This is a genomic window from Serratia sp. LTN-2 (assembly GCF_059740205.1).
The window spans coordinates 256,977-277,981 of the sequence record NZ_JCAXDO010000004.1 but is presented as its reverse complement, the minus strand read 5'-3'; the positions used below and the strand labels follow the sequence as shown (position 1 = coordinate 277,981).

The 21,005-nt window shown below is 61.5% G+C and carries 18 protein-coding genes; 6 read left to right on the top strand and 12 right to left on the bottom strand.

Annotated features, from left to right (window positions below):
* Positions 1–22: 22 nt before the first annotated feature.
* The gene (locus AC6BYQ_RS11200) at positions 23–799 is read left to right on the top strand and encodes an SDR family oxidoreductase (RefSeq protein ID WP_063918872.1); all 777 of its coding nucleotides are present in this window, start codon (positions 23–25) and stop codon (positions 797–799) included.
* Positions 800–877: 78 nt separating this feature from the next.
* Positions 878–1,732: a co-chaperone YbbN gene (locus tag AC6BYQ_RS11195; protein ID WP_025160052.1), complete on the top strand. Its 855-nt coding sequence runs from the start codon at positions 878–880 to the stop codon at positions 1,730–1,732.
* A gap of 110 nt (positions 1,733–1,842) precedes the next feature.
* Here AC6BYQ_RS11195 and cfa read toward each other — a convergent pair whose 3' ends face one another.
* The 5 genes from cfa to AC6BYQ_RS11170 form a co-directional block, all read right to left on the bottom strand.
* Positions 1,843–2,994: a cyclopropane fatty acyl phospholipid synthase gene (cfa, locus tag AC6BYQ_RS11190; RefSeq protein ID WP_498056877.1), complete on the bottom strand. Its 1,152-nt coding sequence runs from the start codon at positions 2,992–2,994 to the stop codon at positions 1,843–1,845.
* Between the two features lie 195 nt (positions 2,995–3,189).
* A complete protein-coding gene (locus AC6BYQ_RS11185; RefSeq protein ID WP_019454123.1) occupies positions 3,190–4,092 on the bottom strand; it encodes a carbamate kinase in 903 nt (300 codons plus the stop codon).
* Between the two features lie 21 nt (positions 4,093–4,113).
* Positions 4,114–4,983: an oxamate carbamoyltransferase subunit AllH family protein gene (locus tag AC6BYQ_RS11180; protein WP_498056876.1), complete on the bottom strand. Its 870-nt coding sequence runs from the start codon at positions 4,981–4,983 to the stop codon at positions 4,114–4,116.
* Positions 4,984–4,999: 16 nt separating this feature from the next.
* The gene (locus AC6BYQ_RS11175) at positions 5,000–6,265 is read right to left on the bottom strand and encodes a YlbE family protein (protein ID WP_015376903.1); all 1,266 of its coding nucleotides are present in this window, start codon (positions 6,263–6,265) and stop codon (positions 5,000–5,002) included.
* A 9-nt stretch (positions 6,266–6,274) separates the two neighbouring features.
* Positions 6,275–7,942 (bottom strand): acyl-CoA synthetase FdrA, encoded by a 1,668-nt coding sequence (locus tag AC6BYQ_RS11170; RefSeq protein ID WP_498056875.1) that lies wholly within the window; start codon positions 7,940–7,942, stop codon positions 6,275–6,277.
* Between the two features lie 358 nt (positions 7,943–8,300).
* Here AC6BYQ_RS11170 and allD point away from each other — a divergent pair, with 358 nt between their 5' ends.
* From allD to allE, 4 genes are all read left to right on the top strand, one after another.
* A complete protein-coding gene (gene allD, locus AC6BYQ_RS11165; RefSeq protein ID WP_498056874.1) occupies positions 8,301–9,350 on the top strand; it encodes an ureidoglycolate dehydrogenase in 1,050 nt (349 codons plus the stop codon).
* Positions 9,351–9,522: 172 nt separating this feature from the next.
* On the top strand, positions 9,523–10,770 hold the full coding sequence (allC, locus tag AC6BYQ_RS11160; RefSeq protein ID WP_498056873.1) for an allantoate deiminase: 1,248 nt from the start codon (positions 9,523–9,525) through the stop codon (positions 10,768–10,770).
* The gene (locus tag AC6BYQ_RS11155; protein ID WP_019454128.1) at positions 10,767–12,026 is read left to right on the top strand and encodes an MFS transporter; all 1,260 of its coding nucleotides are present in this window, start codon (positions 10,767–10,769) and stop codon (positions 12,024–12,026) included. Before allC ends, AC6BYQ_RS11155 begins: the two co-directional genes overlap by 4 nt.
* Positions 12,027–12,083: 57 nt before the next feature.
* Complete coding sequence (gene allE / locus AC6BYQ_RS11150; RefSeq protein ID WP_019454129.1) at positions 12,084–12,869, top strand: (S)-ureidoglycine aminohydrolase; 786 nt, start codon at positions 12,084–12,086, stop codon at positions 12,867–12,869.
* A gap of 53 nt (positions 12,870–12,922) precedes the next feature.
* Here the strand turns inward: allE and AC6BYQ_RS11145 are convergent, their stop codons facing one another.
* The 7 genes from AC6BYQ_RS11145 to AC6BYQ_RS11115 all read right to left on the bottom strand — a co-directional run bounded on the left by AC6BYQ_RS11145 (position 12,923) and on the right by AC6BYQ_RS11115 (position 20,657).
* Positions 12,923–14,065 carry a glycerate kinase gene (locus AC6BYQ_RS11145; RefSeq protein WP_019454130.1) on the bottom strand — a complete coding sequence of 381 codons (1,143 nt, stop codon included), beginning with the start codon at positions 14,063–14,065 and terminating at the stop codon, positions 12,923–12,925.
* Between the two features lie 128 nt (positions 14,066–14,193).
* Positions 14,194–15,447, bottom strand: a complete 1,254-nt coding sequence (locus tag AC6BYQ_RS11140) for an MFS transporter (protein WP_226882941.1) — start codon at positions 15,445–15,447, stop codon at positions 14,194–14,196.
* A gap of 254 nt (positions 15,448–15,701) precedes the next feature.
* Positions 15,702–16,583, bottom strand: coding sequence for a 2-hydroxy-3-oxopropionate reductase (gene glxR, locus AC6BYQ_RS11135; protein ID WP_063918867.1), 882 nt, complete (start codon positions 16,581–16,583; stop codon positions 15,702–15,704).
* 10 nt (positions 16,584–16,593) lie between these two features.
* Positions 16,594–17,373 carry a hydroxypyruvate isomerase gene (hyi, locus tag AC6BYQ_RS11130; protein WP_498056872.1) on the bottom strand — a complete coding sequence of 260 codons (780 nt, stop codon included), beginning with the start codon at positions 17,371–17,373 and terminating at the stop codon, positions 16,594–16,596.
* 11 nt (positions 17,374–17,384) lie between these two features.
* Positions 17,385–19,166, bottom strand: coding sequence for a glyoxylate carboligase (gcl, locus tag AC6BYQ_RS11125; protein WP_019454134.1), 1,782 nt, complete (start codon positions 19,164–19,166; stop codon positions 17,385–17,387).
* 119 nt (positions 19,167–19,285) lie between these two features.
* A complete protein-coding gene (gene allR / locus AC6BYQ_RS11120) occupies positions 19,286–20,101 on the bottom strand; it encodes an HTH-type transcriptional repressor AllR (protein WP_498056871.1) in 816 nt (271 codons plus the stop codon).
* Between the two features lie 70 nt (positions 20,102–20,171).
* The gene (locus tag AC6BYQ_RS11115; protein WP_063918865.1) at positions 20,172–20,657 is read right to left on the bottom strand and encodes an ureidoglycolate lyase; all 486 of its coding nucleotides are present in this window, start codon (positions 20,655–20,657) and stop codon (positions 20,172–20,174) included.
* Between the last annotated feature and the right edge of the window lie 348 nt (positions 20,658–21,005).

Here is a 21,005-nt window from a genome sequence, read left to right as displayed (position 1 = left end):
GGGTCGTACACTAGGTAAAGTTATGCAAAAAGCGGTATTGATAACCGGCTGTTCCAGCGGGATTGGATTGATTGCGGCGCAGGATCTGCGCAACCGCGGCTATCGGGTGCTGGCCGCCTGCCGCAAGCCGCAGGACGTGGAAAACATGCGCCAGCTCGGGCTGGAAGGCATCGAGCTGGATCTGGACGACAGCGCCAGCGTCGAGCGCGCCGCCGCCGAAGTGATCGCGCTGACCGGCGGCCGCCTGTACGGCTTGTTCAACAATGGCGGGTTCGGCGTTTACGGCCCGCTCAGCCGCATTTCGCGCAGCCAGCTGGAGCGTCAGTTCTCCACCAACCTGTTCGGCACCCACCAACTGACCCAGCTGCTGTTGCCGGCGATGTTGCCGCACGGTGAAGGGCGCATCATTCAGACCAGTTCGGTGATGGGCCTGGTCTCCAGCGCCGGACGCGGCGCCTATGCCGCCAGCAAGTTCGCGCTGGAAGCCTGGTCGGACGCGCTGCGCATGGAGCTGCACGGCAGCGGCATTCAGGTCAGCCTGATCGAGCCGGGGCCGATCTCCACCCACTTTAGCCAGAACGTCAACCAGGCGCAGAGCGACAAGCCGGTGCACAACCCCGGCATCGCCAAACGCCTGACGCTGACGCCGGAGGCCATTCTGCCCAAATTGCGCCACGCGCTGGAAAGCCCGCGCGCCAAATTGCGCTACCCGGTGACCCTGCTGGCGCACGCGATGAGCGTGCTGCGCCGCATTTTGCCGGGCCGCTGCCTGGATTGGCTGCTGCGCAGCAACGCTTAATTCGCCCGTCGGGGTTGAAGAATGGCGGCGCGCCCCCATCTACACCCCATGGCTCCGCACGATCAGAGAGAAAAAGAGATGCTAGCTCAAGCTGTTGTTGATATTAACGAAACTAACCTGCACCAGACGCTGGAACAATCGATGTCCATTCCGGTGCTGTTCTACTTCTGGTCCGAGCGCAGCCAACACTGCCTGCAGCTCACGCCGGTGCTGGACAAGCTGGCGGCGGAATACGCCGGTCAGTTCATTCTGGCCAAGGTGGACTGCGACGCCGAGCAGATGATCGCCTCCCAGTTCGGGCTGCGTTCTATCCCGACGGTTTATCTGTTCAAAGACGGCCAGCCGGTCGACGGCTTCCAGGGCCCGCAGCCGGAAGAAGCGATCCGCGACCTGCTGCAGCGTTTCCTGCCGAAGGAAGAAGATCTGAAACTGGCGCAGGCGCAGGAACTGCTGGCCGCCGGCAACGCCGCCGAAGCGCTGCCGCTGCTGAAAGACGCCTGGCAGAGCAGCCAACAGCGCAGCGACATCGGCCTGACGCTGGCTGAAACCCAGATCGCGCTCAGTCGCAGTGAAGACGCCGAAGCGGTGCTGGCGACCATCCCGCTGCAGGATCGCGATACTCGCTATCAAGGCCTGGTGGCGCAGATTGAATTGTTGAAGCAGGCAGCGGACACGCCGGAGATCCAACAGCTGCAACAGCAGGTGCAGCAGCAGCCGGACAACGTCGAGCTGGCGGTGCAGCTGGCGCTGCAGCTGCATCAGGTCGGGCGTAACGAAGAAGCGCTGGAACTGCTGATGGGGCATCTGAAGAAAGATCTGGCCGCCGCCAACGGCAACGCGCGCAAGACTCTGATGGATATTCTGGCCGCGCTCGGCACCGGCGACGCGCTGGCCGCTAAATATCGCCGCCAGCTGTACTCCCTGCTGTACTGATATCCGTCATCCCTTAAGCTGCATCCAGGTGGCAAACGTGAAGCCCTGGGAGCTTAGATAACTAAGCGACCAGGGCTCGAACGTGCAGTCAGCTTGAAATATGACGGGGATTAGCGATAGACCCGCACCCCGCCCTCTACGCCCGCCGGGCTGAACAACACCTGCCACAGCTGAATGTTGCGCGAACGAAACGCGCCGGCGCAGGCGTTCAGGTAATAAGTGAACATCCGTTCGAAGCGCTCGGAATAACCGCCCGCCAATTCCGGCCACGCCCGTTTGAAATTCTCCAGCCAGGCCATCAGCGTGCGATCGTAATCGGCACCGAAGTTGTGCCAATCCTCCATCACGAAACGCCCTTCGCTGGCCTCGGCGATATGCCGCACCGAAGGCAGGCAGCCGTTGGGGAAGATGTATTTGTCTATCCAGGCGTCGACGTTAAGGTCGGTTTGATTGGAACCGATAGTGTGCAGCAAAAACAGGCCGTCCGGCTTCAGGTTGCGCGCCGCGACGCTGAAATAGGTAACGTAGTTCTTCGGCCCGACGTGCTCGAACATGCCGACCGACACGATGCGGTCGAACTGGCGGTCCAGATCGCGATAGTCCTGCAGTAAAATCTCGACGTCCAGCCCGGCGCAACGTTCCTGCGCCAGCTTCTGCTGCTCGGCAGAAATGGTCACGCCGTGCACCGAGACGCCGTAGTTTTGCGCCGCAAACTGCGCCAACCCGCCCCAGCCGCAGCCGATATCCAGCAACGTCATGCCCGGTTTCAGCTGCAGCTTTTCGCAGATCATCCTGAGCTTGGCCTGCTGCGCCTGTTCCAGCGTCTGCGCCTCTTTCCAGTAGCCGCAGGAGTATTGCATGTAAGGATCGAGCATCGCCCGGAACAGATCGTTGCCGATGTCGTAGTGCTCTTTGCCCACCTGCCAGGCGCGCTTGCGCGATTGGCGGTTGAACAGCCGGGCATAGGCGATGCGCGCGATGTCGCTCAGGCTTTTCGGCAGCCGCTCGTCGACGCCGGCCTGCAGAATGCGGGTAAACAACACGTCCAGCCGTTCGCACTCCCACCAACCGTCCATATAACCTTCGCCGAAGCCGAGCGAACCTTCCTGCAAAATGCGTTTGAACAGCGCCGGGTTGTGCACCCGAATATCCCAGGCGCGCGGGCCATTGATGGCGACGCCGGCTTCGGCCAGCATCTCCTCTACAATGCGATACCAGCGGTCGTTCTTCTGGGCGAGTTCATCAACACTGAGCGAATCCATAACAATCCTTGGCCGAAATGTCATTTCAAAAAGCATAGTCGCAAATAAAAATGACAAATTTTTGACGTTAAACACGGGGGGTGTTTTTACTCTAGCCAAGGTGAGCAACATCATGAAATGAATAAAAATTATTGAAATCATGCCGTTTTGGCATACTTATCCGCGCCAACGCGGGCGCGGATAAACCGACGGCAACTAAGGCAAAATGGCGGTGCCGGCCTGGCCCGCCAGCACCGCGTCGATATCCTGCAGGCCACCGATATGCGCCGTCCGCCCGGTGCGATCGACGAAGCGGCTGACCGCCATGATCTTCGGCCCCATGGCGCCGTCCGCCACCGCCATCGGCGCCAGCTCCTGCGTGGTGGCGCGACGAATGGCGCGCTGGCGTGGCGTGCCCCACTCCTGGTACACCGCGTCGGCGTCGGTGAGGATCACCAGATGATCGGCGCCCACCTGTTCCGCCAACAGCGCCGCCGCCAGATCTTTGTCGATCACCGCTTCGCTGCCCGTCAGCCCATCCTCGCCGGCAATCATCGGGATGCCGCCGCCGCCGTTGCAGATCACGATATGCCGCTGCGACAGCAGCAAGGTGATCGCCTCGATGTCGAGGATCTTCTGCGGCGCCGGCGAAGGCACCACCCGGCGAATGTAGTTACCGTCCGCCTTCAGCGTCCAGCCGAACCTGGCCTCCAGCGCCTGCCGCTGTTCCGGCGCATACACCGGCCCGATGAACTTGCTCGGCGCCTGGTAATCCGCATCCTGCGCATCCACCAGCACCCGCGTCAGCAGCGTGGACACCGGCTGCTGCGGATGGCTGGCATTCAGCTGTTGCGTCAGCATATAACCGATCATGCCCTGGCTTTCCGCCACAAGAATATCCAGCGGATAGGGAGGCACATCGCGGTACGCCAGGTTTTGCAACGCCAGCAGCCCCACCTGCGGGCCGTTGCCGTGCACGATGGCGATGCGGTACTTCTGCGCCAGCTTGCCGATGGCGTCGGCGATGAGGGCGATGCTCTTATACTGATTTTCCGCAGAGAGCACGGCTCCGCGCTGCAACAGGGCGTTGCCGCCCAACGCAATGACCAAGGTTTTCATGGTTTGCACCCGTAGTTGAAATCATACCGTCCCGGCCGAATCCGCGATCCGGCCCTCGTGTTCACACCGCGCGCCGCACAGTGCGTTAATCGTCGTCACCCCCAGCCACACGCCCAGCAGCGTGTCCGCCCCCGAGAAATGCCCCAGGCTCAGCACCGCCGCCACCGCCGCCGATACGCCGTTAGGCACCTGCAGCCCCTGTGCCAGCGTATGCAGCGGCGTGGCGAACACGCCCTGCTCGGCGTAATGCAGGTAGTGCGCGCTCACCAGCGTGGTCAGCGTGTCCAGCGGTGGCGTCTGGGCGAAAAACGGCGTCAGCCTGGCGACCTGGATGCGGCTGTCGAGGTGCGCGCTCAACAACAGACCGAGTAAGGTGTCGTCGTTGCTGGGCGTCAGCCCCGGCCCTTTGCCCAGCGTATGGCGCCAGTCGACCGCGCCGCCCCGCAGCCAACGAGAGAAATCCCGCGCCAGCCCGGCCGGCTCCGGCGTTAATGGCCGCTTCACCAGCCGACCGATTTCACCGTGTAATCCGCACAGTGCGGTGCTGTGCTGCAACACCGCCGTCAGCGGCCAATCGGCAATGGCCGCCCGCTGCGCCAGCGCCAGATCCCGCGCCATCGCGGCGGGCCGGACAAGAAGCGCATCCAGCAAGATGCCAGTGGTGGAGAAAGCGCAGTGCCGTACGGACGGCATCGCATGACGCACGCGGTCGAAATCCCGCGCGCCAAGCTGCCACCCCATCGGGCTCAGGCCGCTGCCGGCGCGGTGCAGCGTCAGCAACCGCGCATTTTCCGTCAGGAAATTGATCGCGTTGTTGAAGCTGCCGACGCAGCGCAGCGCGCCATAGTCCTGCGTCACATGGCGGCTGCCGGCCAGCGCGAGAATGTCCATGCGCCCCTCCGTTCGCTTACGCCGTGATGCCGAGCTTATCGGCCAGCGCTTCGATCGCCTTCTCGAAACAACCGAGCGGCGCGCGCACCGTGCCGGCGCCGATCTGCCCGACCCCGGCTTCGCGGTGGGCTATGCCGGTGTTGATCAGCGGCGTGATGCCGGTTTCCACTACCCGGCGTGCATCCAGCCCCAGGCAGGCGCCCTGGAAGTCCCAGGTCGGGATCTGCAGCATCATGTTGCGCTCAAGATAGATCTCCGCCATTTCCTCGGAGATGTCGGTGGCGGCGCTCATGCCGCCGGAAGCCCCGACGAATCGCGTCACGCCCGGGGCCGCCACCATCGCCGCCCCGCCGATGCCGAAGGTTTCGGTGATCGCGCTGTCGCCGATGTCCGGGTTGGCGTCCGCCTGGCTGAAGCCGGAGAAGAACAGCCCCTCCGGCGTGTTCACCGGCGCGGTGAACCAACGATCGCCCATGCCACTGATCTTGATGCCGAAGTTCTTGCCGTTGCGGGTCATCACCGTGACGATGGTGCCCTGCTCAATCTCCGCTCCCGCATCCATCGCCGCCTTGCAGTAAGCCATCGCCAGATTGAGGAAGAACTGATCGGTGATGCTGAGGAACTGCATCACCTGCGCCAGCTCCGCCTTATCGCGAGGCAGCAGGCTAATCTCCGGCGCCAACCTGCGCATCAATAGCGCCGAGGCCGCGATATTGCGCTGGTGGAACTCATCCCCCATGCTGATCGCCTGCGCCATCAGCGCGGTCAGATCGATCCCCTCCTCCAGCGTCGCCAGCACCGCTTTCAGCACCGGGGCCAAAGAGTCGCGCATCCAGCGCAGGCGCTGCTGCACATCCTCGCCATAGGCGCCGAAGCGCATCACCTTACCGATGCCTTCGTTCATGTTGCAGTAGGCGTAGTTGCCGTGGACAGTGTTCCTCACCACCACCATCGGCATGTGGGCCGAGGTGATGCCGCCCATCGGCCCCACCGCGCTCACGCTGTGGCATGGGATAAACTCGATTTCCCCTTGCTCCAGCAGCGCCAGTGCCTGCTGCTCATCCTGCGCCCAGCCTTCGAACAGGCAGGCACCGATGCAGGCACCGCGCACCGGACCGCTCATCTCTTGCCAGGTGACCGGCGGCCCGGCGTGCAACAGCTTGCGTCCTTCAGCCAGCTGCGGGATCAACCGATGCGCCAGATCCACATCCTGCCAGTGCGGGCGCGCCTCGCGGATACGGGCGATAACGGCGGCGTTTGCTTGCTCAATCGTTGCGTACATAGCGGTTCCTTACTTTAATTTTTTCAAGATGTTGGCTAATCGTTGATCGCCACCGGCCACCGGCGCCCACTGGTAATGCACCACCGGAATATCGCTGGTTTGCAGGTCATCGGCGAAGCTGCGCAGCCCGGCGTTGATCACCGCGACGCCGTCCAGCAAGGCCGGCCGTTCGCGTTCAGGTGCGGGTAAGACGGGGGTAATCAGCTGATGCGCCAGCGCGACCGCCGCCGGCAGCGACGGCATCACCGCGATGCCGGCCTCCTGCAGGGTGGCGATTTGCCGCGAGCGCTGCTGCGGATCCTGTTCGGTGCCGGTGACGGTAGCGATCGCCGCCAGCGGCTGGGCCGTGCCGCGCGCCGCGCGCACCTTGGCCACCTCGTCCGCCAGCGACGCCGCCGGATCGTCTTGGGCGCCGAAGCCGATCACCACGTCCAGCAGCAACACGCCGGTCTGCGGCTGCTGCGCCAGGCGGGCGATTTCTTGATTGCGGGCGGTCGGGTCAATCATCGGGTGCGGGCGTCCCTGGGTATAAAAGTCATCGCCCATGTCGATGATGCGATGGCCATCGGCCACCAGCATGGCGCCGCGCGGGTGCTCGCTATCCACCGGCAAGCGCAGTTTTTCCGCCAGCAACATCGCGCATTCGGCCGCCAGCGTGCCGCCGGCGTACAGTCCGGCGATTTTGCCGCCGGACACCGCGGGCTGTTGCGCCGCCTGTTGCTGCACGCAGCCCAGCATCGCCGCCAGGCGCGCCGCTTCATCCAGCGTGGCGGCGAACGTGATGTTGCCATCCTGACGCACGGCGGACTGCGCGCCGAGGAACAGCGCCACCACCGGCTTGCCGAGCGCTTTCATTTCGTCGATCACCCGCTGACGCACCTCGGGTGCCGGCGGTTTGGACACAAACGCCAGCACCTGGCTCTGCGGGTCCGCCGCCAGCATGCGCAGCGCGCTGATGGCGCTGATGCCGCCGATCTCCGCCGTCAGATCCCGCCCGCCCAGGCCGATAGCGTGCGAGATGCCCTGTCCCGCCAGGGTAATTTGCGAGATCAGCTCCTGAATGCCGGTGCCGGAGGCGCCGACCACGCCGATGGATCCGGCGGGCGCCACGTTGGCAAACGCCAGCGGCGCGCCGGCGATGCAGGCGGTGCCGCAGTCCGGCCCCATCACGATCAGCCCACGCTCGCGCGCCTTGGTTTTCAGCGCCACTTCCTGCGCCGGGCTGACGTTGTCGGAGAACATCATCACGTTGCAGCCGTCTTCCAGCGCCCGATCCGCCAACTCCGCCGCGTATTCGCCGGCGATCGAGATCAGCGCCAGATTGGCGGCCGGCAGCTTCTGCCGGGCGGTGCGCCAGCTGCGTGCCCGCAGCAGCTTTTTGCCGCCCTGGCTGCCCTGCGCAATCGCCTTGAGCGCCGCCTCCAGCGCCGCGCCGATCTCCTCGGCGATCGTCTCGTCGGCGGACTCCGCTTTGATCGCTACGCAAATATCGTTCGGCGTCGCTTCGCTAAACTGCGGGTGCCAGAAACCGGTCACCTCCAATAAGGATTTATTGGCCGGTGTCCCCATCATGACGGATATTTCCTCGACCTTGGGAGACTCACTGAGTTTGCGGGAGATCAACATCAGGCTGACGGAATCCTGAAAGCTCCCCTTTTTAATAAAAGCATGGATCATGGTGATATCCTTAAGACAGCATTTAATAATATCGGCAATATTTCCCGTACCGGCAGCACGGCGATGCATTGAATCCAGCGAAAAGGTTAATTATCAAGCTACAAATTAAAATCACGCCCAGAGGTGAGTGCGGTCACACTTTATTCATTGTTAGAAAAAATAACTTAATCCCTTGAATATTAGTTAATCCAGACGCGAGGAATTCATTTATAAAAAACTTCTAACAATGACGATTTAATTCAACGAATTTTTAATCCAATCGAATAAAACGCATCTGGATCACATTATTCCCCCCCGGTATTTATACATTACAACGCAGAGGCGAATTAAATAAACCGTAGTGATAAAAGGACTGTATATGAAGGTCTCTAAACAACAATTACACCAGCTTATCCAGCAAAAAATTCACGCCGCCGGCCTGAGCCAGGAGCACGCCGGCATCGTCGCCGACGTGCTGGTTCATGCCGATGCGCGCGGCATCCACTCCCACGGCGCGGTCAGGGTCGAATACTATTCCGAACGTATCAGTAAAGGCGGCACCAACAATCACCCGCATTTCACCTTTGAAAAAACCGGCCCCTGCAGTGCCATTTTCGACGGCGACAACGGCGCCGGGCACGTGGCGGCCAAGCTGAGCATGGATCGCGCCATCGAGATGGCGAAAGAGAGCGGCGTTGCGGTGGTGGGCGTTCGCCGCATCGGCCACAGCGGCGCGCTGTCGTACTTCGTGCAGCAGGCGGCGCGCGCCGGCATGGTCGGCATCTCGCTGTGCCAATCCGATCCGATGGTGGTGCCGTACGGCGGCGCCGAAGTCTATTACGGCACCAACCCTATCGCCTTCTCCGCGCCGGGTGAAGGCGACGAGCTGATTACCTTCGACATGGCCACCACCGTGCAGGCCTGGGGCAAAGTGCTGGACGCCCGCTCACGCAACGCCGTCATTCCCGACACCTGGGCGGTGGACGCCGAGGGCAAGCACACCACCGATCCGTTCGCCGTCAGCGGCCTGCTGCCGATCGCCGGGCCGAAAGGCTACGGCCTGATGATGATGGTCGACGTGCTGTCGGGCATTTTGCTCGGCCTGCCGTTCGGCAAACACGTCAGCTCGATGTATCACGATCTCAGCGCCGGCCGGGAATTGGGCCAATTGCATATCGTGCTGAATCCAGGTTATTTCACCAACGAATCGGCGTTCCGTAAAAATATCAGCCAGGTCATGAAAGAGTTGAACGCCGTTAAACCGGCGCCGGGTGTCAGTAAAGTGCTTTACCCGGGACAGAACAGCCATGCGCGTGAAATGGAAAGCGAGAAAAACGGTATCGAAATCGTCGACGATATTTATCAATACTTAATTTCAAATGAGATTTACCAGCGTTCTTACGACCACAAAGACCCCTTCGCCAGTTAACGCAATCTTATTATCGTGGGCTTTTTCCGCCGCGGCTCGCGGTTGATATTGCAGAGCCGGGGAGAAAAAAGAAAACCTTCATCAGCGCGCTCAGCGCAATAGGTCGGCCGGCGGCGAATATCATCCGCCCTGGCCGCATCGCCGCTGAGACACAACATGCGGGCAGGTAAACATGAAAGACTTCCAACAAGAAATCCGTGATATTTCCGGCTGGTTATCGAAAATCGGCGCCGACCCCAGCGGCGGCATGACGCGTCTGCTTTATACCCCGGAATGGGCTGAGGCGCAGCACGCGTTGAAAAACGCCTTCGACGCCGCCGGGCTGAGCACCCATTTTGATGCGGTCGGCAACCTGTTCGGGCGGCTGGAGGGCAGCAAATACCCCGACCAGGTGATTCTCTCCGGTTCGCACATCGACACGGTGGTCAACGGCGGCAACCTCGACGGCCAGTTCGGTATCGAAGCCGCCTTTATGGCGATCAAATACCTCAAGGATACCTACGGCCCGCCGCTGCGCAGCCTGGAAGTCATCGCGCTGGCGGAAGAAGAAGGCAGCCGCTTCCCCTATGTGTTCTGGGGCAGCAAGAACATCGTCGGCCTGGCCCGGCGGGAAGATGTGCAGCACATTACGGACGCCAAGGGCGTCGGCTTCGTCAACGCCATGCGCGACGCCGGTTTCGATTTCCCGCCGCCGCATCAGCCGCTGCGCAGCGATATCGCGGCCTTCGTCGAGATCCATATCGAGCAGGGTAAAGTGCTGGAAACCGAAGGCAAAACCCTCGGCGTGGTGACCAGCATCGTCGGCCAACGGCGCTATGACGTGCGGCTGCAGGGCGAAGCCAACCACGCCGGCACCACCCCGATGAGCTACCGCCGGGATACCGTGCACGCCTTCAGCCGCATCTGCTGCGAATCGATCGCCAAGGCGCGCGCCGAGGGCGATCCGCTGGTGCTGACCTTCGGCAAGGTGGAGCCGAAGCCGAACACCGTCAACGTGGTGCCGGGCTTCACCCACTTCACCCTCGACTGCCGCCACACCGATCAGGCCGCGCTGCTGCGCTTCACGCAGGAGATCGAGCAGGATATCCAGCGCATCTGCGCCGAGATGGGCATCGAGGCCGAGATCGATCTGTGGATGGACGAAGCACCGATCCCGATGAACGAACAGCTGGTGGCCTGCGTCAGCCGCCTGTGTGAAACGCAGCGGCTGAATTACCGCATGATGCACAGCGGCGCCGGGCACGACTCGCAAATTTTCGCCCCGCGCGTGCCGACGGTGATGATGTTCGTGCCGAGCATCGCCGGCATCAGCCATAACCCGGCGGAAAAAACCGCCGTCGCCGATCTGAACGAAGGGGTGAAAATCCTGGCGCAGACGCTGTATCAGCTGGCCTACACCGAACAGGGGGCCGAGGCATGAGCAACGACATCGACCCGCGCTACTGGAAAAAGATCGTCGTCGTGCTCTGTCTGGGCTGGGCGGTGATCTGGATCTATCGCACCGTTCTGACGCCGATCTTCCCCGAGATCCAACAAACCATCGGCGCGCACTCCAATGCGGAAATGGGACTGATCGCCAGCTTCTACTTCTTCGCCTATACCGGCATGCAGATCCCGGCAGGCATCCTGGTGGACAAATTCGGCAAGAAGGTGGTGTTGATCCCGGGCTTCTGCCTGTTCATCATCGCCACCTTGCTGATCGGCAACGCCACCAGCCTGACCATGGTCTATGCCGGCAGCCTGCTGGCGGGCATGGGCTGCGGCTCTTATTACGGCTCGGCTTACTCCCTGTCGTCGGAGAATATCCCGCTGGAGCGCCGTGGCCTGGCGACCGCGGTGATCAACAGCGGCTCGGCGCTCGGCATGGCCATCGGCCTGATCGCCTCCAGCCTGCTGGTGAAAAGCTTCAACATGAACTGGCAGATCATGCTGTTCATCATCACCGGCCTGCTGGTAGTGATGACGCTGGTGTTCGCCGTGGTCATCAAAAGCTCGCAGCCTCAAGCGCCGGCAGCCGTCAGCCAGACTGTTGCGCCGGCGGCGCTCGAGCCCGAAGAGGACGGTCAGGCCAGCGGCCTGTTCAGCCTGCGCATGATCTCCGCCTACGCGATGTACTTCGCCACCTGCTACGGCTACTACATGATAGTCACCTGGCTGCCCTCGTTCCTGCAGCAAGAGCGCGGCTTTGAAGGGGTGGCCATCGGCTTCTCCTCCGCCCTGGTGGCCTTCGCGTCGGTGCCGGGTGCGCTGTTCTTCAGCCGCATGTCCGACCGTTTCCGCAACAAGAAGGTGCAGTTGATCATCTTCCTCGAGCTGTGCGCGGCGGTAATGCTGGTCTGCACCGTCATTTCGCCGGACTCCACCATGCTGCTGATAAGCCTGATCCTGTACGGGCTGCTGGGTAAGCTGGCGGTCGATCCGATCATGATCTCCTTCGTCGCCGACAACGCGCCGAAAAAAGGCTATGGCACCAGCTTCGGCGTGTTCAACTTCTTTGGTATGTCCTCGTCGGTGATCGCCCCCTTCCTGACCGGCGTGATCTCCGACAGCACCGGCTCCAAAGTGATGGGCTTTTACATCTCCGCCGCCATCCTGCTGGTGGGCACCGCCATCTTCTTTACCGTCAACGTCTTGATGAAACGCACTACGCCAACCCGAACGGCCACCGAGGCCTGACGGCGCTTTTTTACCGGGCGCCGCCGCGGCGCCCTTTCAACGATCAGGAGAATCAACGTGGGTTACTTCAACAATCAAACCGGTTATCCAACCGACATTCTGTCAACGCGCGCCATCATCAAACGCGGCAACTATGCGCTGATCCCGCCGAACGGCCTGGTGCGCAACGTCATTCCCGGTTTTGAAAACTGCGACGTCACCATCTTGTCGACGCCGAAACTGGGCGCCACCTTCGTCGACTATCTGGTGACGCTGCACGACTGCGGCCGCAACACCAAAGGCTTTGGCGGCGAAGAGATCGAAACCTTCGTGTACGTCATCGACGGCGCCATCACCGCTTCCGCCGACGCCACCGACTACCCGCTGACCGCCGGCGGCTATCTTTACTGCCCGGCGGGCGTCACCATGCGGCTGGAAAACGCCAACGGCGGCCAATCCAGCCGCCTGTTCCTCTACAAGCGCCGCTACCAGCGCATCAAGGGCTACGAGGCGCACGTGGTCAGCAACAACGTCGCCAACCTGGAGCAGATCCACTACGAGGGCATGAGCGAGGTGATCCTGCAGGATCTGCTGCCGAAAGATCTGGGCTTCGACATGAATATGCACATCCTCTCCTTCGCCCCCGGCGCCAGCCACGGCTATATCGAGACCCACGTGCAGGAGCATGGCGCCTACATTCTCAGCGGCGCAGGCGTGTACAACCTGGACAATGAATGGATGCCGGTGAAACAAGGCGACTACATCTTCATGGGCGCCTATGTGCAGCAGGCAGGCTATGCGGTTGGCCAGGAAACCTTCAGCTACATCTACTCCAAGGACTGCAACCGCGACGTCGAGCCGTAAGCGCGTCGCCGCCAAAACCCAGGCCACCTGCTCGCGCAGCGTGGCCTTCTTTTTTATCTCAATTGCCGGCCGATACGCATCGCGCGGGCGACGTTGGTGGCGCTGCGCTGCAGGTTGAGTTCCCCTTGCGACAACGCGACCGCCAGCGTGCTCAGGCGCGGCAGAATGCTGAACATCGCGTCGATTCCCTGCGCGTGCAACGCTTCCGCCCCGTCCTCCACCACGCCGGCCAACGCGATGACCGGCAGGCCGCGCGCCCGCGCCAGACGAGCGACGCCGGACAGCGCCTTGCCGCCCAGCGTTTGGCTGTCGATGCGCCCTTCACCGGTGATCAGCAAATCGGCCTCCTCCAGCGCCTGCTCCAGGCCCAGCGCCGCCATCACGATCTCGATACCCGGCTTCAGCGTTGCGCCGAGAAACACCTGGCAGGCGATCCCCATGCCGCCCGCCGCCCCGCCGCCGGCGACCTGTCGCACGTCGCGGCCGGTGCTCTGGCGGATCACCTCGGCATACTGCGTCAGGCCCTGTTCCAACTGCGCCACCATCGCTGCCGTCGCGCCCTTCTGCGGCCCGAACACCGCCGCCGCGCCGCGCGGCCCCACCAGCGGATTGTCTACGTCGCAGGCGACCTCTATCCGGCACTGCCGCAGGCGCGCATCCAGCGCGCCGAGATCGATTCCGCTCAGCGTCGCCAGCTCGCCGCCGCCCCACGGCAGTGCCCTGCCGTCCGGACGATAAAAGCGGCCGCCCAGCGCCTGCACCATGCCGACGCCGCCATCCACCGTGGCGCTGCCGCCGATGCCGAGGATCAGGTGGCGAATGCCCTGATCCAGCGCATGCAGGATCAGTTCGCCGGTGCCGTAGCTGGTGGCCAGCAGCGGGTTACGGCGTTCCGCCGGCGTCAGCATCAATCCGCTGGCCGCCGCCATCTCGATCACCGCCGTCTTGCCGTCGCCGCTGACGCCGTAAAACGCCGCCACCCGTTCCCCCAGCGGGCCCGTGGCGGTCACGCTCACCTTGCGCCCGCCGGTGGCGGCCACCAGCGCGTCCACCGTGCCTTCGCCGCCGTCGGCAATCGGCAGGCAAACGCACTCGGCATCGGGATAAACCTCGTGAAAGCCGCGCGCGATCGCCCGCGCCGCCAATTCCGCGCTGACGCTTTCTTTAAATGAATCCGGTGCAATAACAATTTTCATGACGCATCCTTTATTCGAACGGAAATAAAAACGGCCATGCCTTCCCCCGCTGAATTAATCAGAGAAGAAACGCATGGCGAAATAAAATAAAACTGTTGCCGACTATTTAATTAAGATGAAGGAAAGTGTTATTTGTTGACCCATTTCGCCGGCACGCTGTAGGTTAATAATGCACCCACGATCATCATCGCCGACAAAACGCACATCGCCGCCAAATTGCTGTGGGTCAGCTGTTTGAAATAGCCGATGATGTAAGGCGAAATAAATCCGCCGATATTGGCGATGGAATTGATGAGCGCAATGCCCGCTGCGGCGCAGGTGCCGGTAAAGATGGCATTCGGCAAGCTCCAGAACAGCGGCGACGGCACCAGGCTCGAGGCCACCGCCACGCACAACGCCGCCATCACCACATGCTTGTTGTCCGGGAACAGGCCGATAAAGATCAGCGACACCGCCGCGATGCAGAACGGCACGATAATGTGCCAGCGCCGCTCGCGATGCTTGTCCGAACTGCGCGCGGCCACCAGCATCGCCACCACCGCCAGCATGTACGGCAGCATGGTCAGCAGCCCGATATCCATCACCGAGGTCACGCCGGTGTCGCGAATGATGGTGGGCACCCAAAACGCCAGCCCGCCTTGCCCCATCACCGTACAGAAGCAAATCAGCCACATTTTGGTGAACGCGGACGACCTCAGCATGCTTTTCATCGTCCACTCCTGCCCGCCGGCGGCGCCCTGACGCGGCGCGCTCTGCGCCATATCCTCCTTGATCAGCGCCTTCTCCTGCGGGCTGAGCCACTTGGCGCTCTGATAGGTATTATCCAGGAAGCAAAAAATGACGATGGCGATCAACAGCGCGCGCGGGCCGCTGATAAAGAACAGCCACTGCCAGCCGGAGAGGTTCATCAGGCCGTTCATGTGTTCGATGATCCAGCCGCACAGCGGGCCGCCGATGATGTTGCTGACCGGGATGCCGCACACGAACAGCGCCGTCATCTTGGCCCGCTGGCTGGAGGGGAACCACAGCGTCAGGTAGAGGATCACGCCGGGGTAAAAGCCGGCTTCCGCCAGCCCCAGCAGAAAACGCGCCAGGTAGAATTGCCAGGGGTTGGTGATGAAGATGCTCAGCATCGAAATCGCTCCCCACACCACCATCAGCAGCGCGATAATCTTTCTGGCGCCGTAGCGGCTCAGCAGAATATTGCTGGGCACCCCGGCGATGATGTAGCCGATGAAAAATACCCCGGCCCCCAGTCCGTAAACGGCTTCGGCCATCGAGACGTTGCCGTTCAGAATATCGGGCATCATTTGGAATTTCGAAAACGAAATCCCCACCCGATCGAGATAACCGACGATATAGCTCACTAATAGAATGGGCATAATGCGCCAGGCGATTTTTCGATATAAACGACTTTTGTCAGGGGCGGTAAGAATATCTTTATCAATAACAGCATTATCGGTTGCCATATTCAGTGTCTCCTTGGGTTGGCATCCTGCTTTTTACTTTTTATTGTGCTGAATCATTTTTATTGGATTGGCGGGGACCCTCTTTATTTATCATAAAGAGGGCGTTATTAATGTCGAACATCTCTGATTCTAATGATAAGCCGGCAAATTAAATGCCGGCGGGCGCCTTAGCCGGCTACCCGGTGGTTGCCCATGATTTCCAGCGCCCGCACCAGCGCGGAGTGATCCAGTTCGCCGTCGCCATTGGCGGCGCAGACGTTGAACAGCTCCTGGCAGGTGGCGGTGTTCGGCAGGCTGAGCGCCAGCGCCTTCGCGCCCTGCAGCGCCAGGTTGAGATCCTTCTGGTGCAGCGAGATGCGGAACCCCGGCGCGAACGCCCGCTTGATCATCCGCTCGCCGTGCACCTCGAGGATACGCGACGAGGCGAAGCCGCCCATCAGGGCTTCACGTACCCGGGCCGGATCGGCGCCGGCGCGCGAGGCGAACACCAACGCTTCACTGACCGCTTCAATGGTCAGCGCCACGATGATCTGGTTGGCGACCTTACAGGTTTGCCCGTCGCCGTTGCCGCCGATCAGCGTGATGTTCTTGCCCATCAGCGCCAGCAGCGGCTTCACCCGTTCGAAGGTCGCTTCCTCGCCGCCCACCATGATGGTCAGCGTGCCCTGTTTGGCGCCCACTTCGCCGCCGGAAACCGGCGCGTCCAGGTACTGGGCACCCAGCTGGTTGATGCGCTGCGCGAATACTTTGGTCTCCAGCGGTGAAATGGAGCTCATGTCCACCACCACTTTGCCGTTCAGCTTGCCGGCGGCGCAGCCGCGTTCACCGAACAGCACCTCCTCCACCTGCGGCGTATCCGGCACCATGATGAAGATCACGTCCGTCTCATCTGCCACCTGCTGCGGATCGCGGCAGGCGATGGCCCCCTGTTGCAGTAACGTTGCCGGCACCTCGTGCCGGGTGTGGGCGTAAAGCGTGTGCCCGCCCGCCAGCAGTTTTTCCGCCATCGGCGCGCCCATGATGCCCAGACCGATAAATCCCACTTTCATTTTCATCTCCTCAAGACAGGTATTTTTTAATCCATGACAGGCCGCTTTCCGTGGTGGTAAGCGGTTTGTATTCGCAGCCGATCCAGCCGCGATACCCCATACGATCCAGCTGCGCGAAGATAAACTCGCAGTTGATTTCACCGGTGCCCGGCTCATGCCGCCCCGGGTTGTCGGCGACCTGGATGTGGTCGATCTTCGCCAGCAGGCGCTCGAGGGTCTGCGTCAGCTCTCCTTCCATGCGCTGCATGTGGTAGAGGTCGTACTGCAGATACAGGTTGGGGCTGCCGATCGCCTCGATCAGTTCGATCGCCTGCCGGGAGGTTTGCAGGTAGAACTGCGGCATGTCGTAGTGGTTGATCGGTTCGATCAGCAGGCGAATATTTTGCCGCGCCAGGGTGTCGGCGGCGTAGCTCAGATTCTCCTTCACCCGTTCGTCAGTGGTGTGGCGGCTGACGGCAGGATCCGGATTGCCGATCAGGCAGTTGATGCGATCGCAGCCCAGTGCCTGCGCATACTCGATCGCGCGCCCGACGCCGTCGCGGAACTCCGCTTCGCGCCCCGGCAAGCAGGCGATGCCCCGTTCGCCGGCCGCCCAGTCGCCGGCCGGCAGGTTGAACAGCACCTGGCTCAGACGGTGCGCCTCCAGTTCGCTGCGCAGCGCCGCGATCGGATAGTCGTAAGGGAACATGTATTCCACCGCGCTGAAGCCCTGCTCCTTCGCCCGGCGGAAACGCTGCATAAAATCGACTTCAGTGAACAGCATCGACAGGTTGGCTGAAAATTTCGGCATGGTAAGGTTCCTCAGCGGTAATCAAAGAAGTTGACCGAGGTCGGGGCGTCTTCCGGCGTTGCCGCCACCGGTTCGAACTCGTTGACGTTATCCAGCTCGGTGCCCATGGAAATATTGGTGACGCGCTCCAGGATGATTTCCACCACCACCGGCACCCGGTGCTGCTGCATCAGTTCCTGGGCCTGACGGAACGCCGGCGCGATCTCTTCCGGTTTGAACACCCGCAGCGCCTTGCAACCCAGGCCTTCCGCCACCTTGACGTGATCGACGCCGTACTCGCCAATCTCCGCGTTGTTGATGTTTTCAAACGACAGCTGCACGCAGTAATCCATATCGAACCCGCGCTGCGCCTGACGGATCAGCCCCAGATAGGCGTTGTTCACCAGCACATGGATATACGGCAGCTTGAACTGCGCGCCGACCGCCAGCTCTTCGATCATGAACTGGAAATCATAGTCGCCCGACAGCGCGACCACCTTGCGCTGCGGATCGGCGGCGCATACGCCCAGCGCCGCAGGCAGCGTCCAACCCAGCGGGCCAGCCTGACCGGCATTGATCCAGTGACGCGGTTCGAAAACGTGCAGCATTTGCGCGGCGGCGATCTGCGACAGCCCGATGGTGGTGACATAGCAGGCGTCGCGGCCGAAGGCGCGGTTCATCTCTTCATACACCCGCTGCGGCTTGACCGGCACGTTGTCGAAGTGGGTCTTGCGCAGCAGCGTTTGCTTGCGCTGCAGGCAGGCGGCGCACCAGGCGTCGCGATTCGGCAACTCGCCGCGTTCGAAACGGCGCTGCGCCGTGTCCACCAGCATTTGCAGCGCGATGCGCGCGTCGGAAACGATGCCCAGATCAGGGCAGATCACCCGGCCAATCTGCGTCGGCTCGATATCGATATGCACCACCTTGCGCCCGGCGGTGTACTTGTCCACCGAGCCGGTGTGGCGGTTGGCCCAGCGGTTGCCGATGCCGAATACCAGATCCGAGTCCAGCAGGTTGGCGTTGCCGTAGCGGTGCGAGGTTTGCAGGCCCGCCATGCCCGCCATCAGCGGGTGATCGTCCGGAATGGCGCCCCAGCCCATCAGCGTCGGGATCACCGGCACATTGCAGATCTCCGCCAGCCGTTGCAGCAGATCCGCCGCATCGGCGTTGTGAATGCCGCCGCCGGCGATGATCAGCGGCTTTTTCGCCGCGCACAACAGATCCAGCGCTTTGTCGATCTGCGCCTGGGTGGCCGCCGGCTTATAGGCGGGCAGCGACGAGTAGGTATCCGGATCGAACTCGATCTCCGCCATCTGCACGTCGAAAGGCAGGTCGATCAGCACCGGGCCCGGCCGGCCGGAGCGCATCAGGTGAAACGCCTGCTGCAGCACCCGCGGCACCAGCGCCGGTTCCTGCACGGTGACCGCCATCTTGGTCACCGGCTTGGCGATCGACTCGATGTCCACCGCCTGAAAATCTTCCTTGTGCAAACGCGCGCGCGGCGCCTGGCCGGTGATGCACAGGATCGGAATCGAATCGGCGGAGGCGGAGTAAAGGCCGGTGATCATGTCAGTGCCCGCCGGGCCGGAGGTGCCGATGCATACGCCGATATTGCCGGCAGCGGCGCGGGTATAGCCTTCCGCCATGTGCGATGCCCCTTCCACGTGCCGCGCCAGATAGTGTTTGATGCCGCCGTGTCGCCGCATCGCATCGTAGAACGGGTTAATCGCCGCGCCGGGCACGCCGAACGCGGTGGTGATCCCTTCTTTTTCCAGCACGTGCATTGCCGCGTCTACCGCTCGCATAATTGCCATGTGATGCTCTCCTTAATTTATTGGAAAATTTTTCCAACTTTAAAATACCGTCAAAAAAACCCGTCTGCTCATCAAACGGGGAGTCTTGTTCCGCGCCGGCTCACCCCGGCGCGTGACGATTACGCCTTGCTGCGCGATTCACCCAGCGCGGCGCTGATATCTCTGGCCACTTCCCCCACCAGTTCACCCAGCTCTTTGAACCGCTCCTTGCCGACCCGCGAACTGGGCCCGGAAATGGAAATGGCGGCGATCACGTTGTTGTTGCGATCGAAAATCGCCGAAGCCAGGCAGTTCAGGCCCAGCGCGTGCTCTTCATCGTCGATGGTGTAGCCCTGCTCCAGCGACTGATGCAGATCCTTGCGCAGCAGGTTCACGCTGGTCAGCGTCTTCGGCGTGTAGGATTGCAGCCCCGAACGCACGATCAGATCCAGAATCTCCTCTTCCGCCAGCGGGTACAGCAACGCCTTGCCGGCGCCCGATGCGTGCAGCGGCAAGCGGCTGCCCAGCGGCGCGCACATGCGCACCATCGCCTGGCATTCGCATTGGCGAATCAGCACCGCATCGAAATTGTTGCGGATCGCCAGGTTGGCAGTCTCGCCGGACAGCAGCATCAGCCGCCGCATGAACGGCCCAGCCACCGATACCACGTCGCGATCGTTCATATAGGCGGAGCCGACGGTGAACGACTGAATGCCGATATGCCACCAGCCCAGCTGCGGATCCTGAAAGACGAATTCCGATTTCTCCAACACTTTCAACAATCTGAAGGTGGTGGACAGCGGCAACTCCAGCTTCTCGGACAGCACGGAAACCGACGAGCTTCCCCCGGCGTTGGCCAGGTACTGGAGGATCTCCAGCCCGCGATCCAACGCCTGTGCCCCTTTGGTAGCGCCGGCTTCGGTGGCGGGTCGTCCTTTCCTGCGTAATTCGGTCATTCAAGCTTCCTTTGTCAGTGACGGCATGGTTGACGCTATGATAAACGCCCTGCGCGGCGTGCGGCCAGCGCTATGCCAAAACTATGCGATACGGCTCCGGCAAGCGGCTGACCACGCAGTTGTCGGCGCCTGCACGATCGATGGTGAAAAAGTCGGTGACTTTCGCATAGGCGAACAGCGGGTGATGCCAGACGTTGCGATGATAGTTGATCCCCTGCTTGCCGTTGGTGATAAAGGCGCGCATCGTGCCGACGGGGATGGTTTCGCCCGGTTCGGCGACGATCACCACGAAGCGTTCGCCGTTCATCGGCACAAAGGCCTGTGACGAGAGCGGATGCTTTTCCAACAGGGAAAAGGTCATCGGCAGCTCGCAGGGTTCTGCCCGGTTGATGCTGGCCAGCACCCGGTTGCCGTCCGACACCTCAATCTTGGCGAGATCGTGATAACGCTCGGTTTTCCCGTCATTGATATGAAAGAAACGCGAGCCCTCTATCTGCAATACGTCGCCATAAGGCGCAAAGGCCGCCGGCGTTAATTCTTCGATGACTAAATCCATGTGATTCTCCAAAGCGCATGACCCAGACGACGATTAAACGGCGATATTTCACCCAACGCCTTCACTCTAGACAGCGCATGGCGAATTTGACAGCAATTTTTTGGAAAATTTTTCCATAACAAGATCATCCGCACATTTCACGATCGGCAGACCATATTAATTGCTTGAAATCAATGAATTAAAAAACCACCTGATCCACTATCGACAATAATAGGGCTGCGTATGTTCATCGCTATCCGGTGATTCTGTGACCGGGATCGTGGGGTTGGGCTTTGCCACTGCCTATCGCGCCGCAACATCAAGTAGATTCTTCTCACCGATAACCGAAAAGGCGGTGTCAGCCAAGGA

Bases quoted from the DNA above. Each gene is read 5' to 3' on its own strand.
- hyi (WP_498056872.1), bottom strand. From the start codon at position 17,373: ATGCCGAAATTTTCAGCCAACCTGTCGATGCTGTTCACTGAAGTCGAT.
- AC6BYQ_RS11200 (WP_063918872.1), top strand. From the start codon at position 23: ATGCAAAAAGCGGTATTGATAACCGGCTGTTCCAGCGGGATTGGATTG.
- AC6BYQ_RS11170 (WP_498056875.1), bottom strand. From the start codon at position 7,942: ATGATCCATGCTTTTATTAAAAAGGGGAGCTTTCAGGATTCCGTCAGC.
- AC6BYQ_RS11175 (WP_015376903.1), bottom strand. From the start codon at position 6,265: ATGTACGCAACGATTGAGCAAGCAAACGCCGCCGTTATCGCCCGTATC.
- cfa (WP_498056877.1), bottom strand. From the start codon at position 2,994: ATGGATTCGCTCAGTGTTGATGAACTCGCCCAGAAGAACGACCGCTGG.
- allC (WP_498056873.1), top strand. From the start codon at position 9,523: ATGAAAGACTTCCAACAAGAAATCCGTGATATTTCCGGCTGGTTATCG.
- AC6BYQ_RS11195 (WP_025160052.1), top strand. From the start codon at position 878: ATGCTAGCTCAAGCTGTTGTTGATATTAACGAAACTAACCTGCACCAG.
- AC6BYQ_RS11185 (WP_019454123.1), bottom strand. From the start codon at position 4,092: ATGAAAACCTTGGTCATTGCGTTGGGCGGCAACGCCCTGTTGCAGCGC.
- AC6BYQ_RS11155 (WP_019454128.1), top strand. From the start codon at position 10,767: ATGAGCAACGACATCGACCCGCGCTACTGGAAAAAGATCGTCGTCGTG.
- glxR (WP_063918867.1), bottom strand. From the start codon at position 16,583: ATGAAAGTGGGATTTATCGGTCTGGGCATCATGGGCGCGCCGATGGCG.
- allR (WP_498056871.1), bottom strand. From the start codon at position 20,101: ATGACCGAATTACGCAGGAAAGGACGACCCGCCACCGAAGCCGGCGCT.
- AC6BYQ_RS11140 (WP_226882941.1), bottom strand. From the start codon at position 15,447: ATGCCCATTCTATTAGTGAGCTATATCGTCGGTTATCTCGATCGGGTG.
- gcl (WP_019454134.1), bottom strand. From the start codon at position 19,166: ATGGCAATTATGCGAGCGGTAGACGCGGCAATGCACGTGCTGGAAAAA.
- AC6BYQ_RS11145 (WP_019454130.1), bottom strand. From the start codon at position 14,065: ATGAAAATTGTTATTGCACCGGATTCATTTAAAGAAAGCGTCAGCGCG.
- allD (WP_498056874.1), top strand. From the start codon at position 8,301: ATGAAGGTCTCTAAACAACAATTACACCAGCTTATCCAGCAAAAAATT.
- AC6BYQ_RS11180 (WP_498056876.1), bottom strand. From the start codon at position 4,983: ATGGACATTCTCGCGCTGGCCGGCAGCCGCCATGTGACGCAGGACTAT.
- AC6BYQ_RS11115 (WP_063918865.1), bottom strand. From the start codon at position 20,657: ATGGATTTAGTCATCGAAGAATTAACGCCGGCGGCCTTTGCGCCTTAT.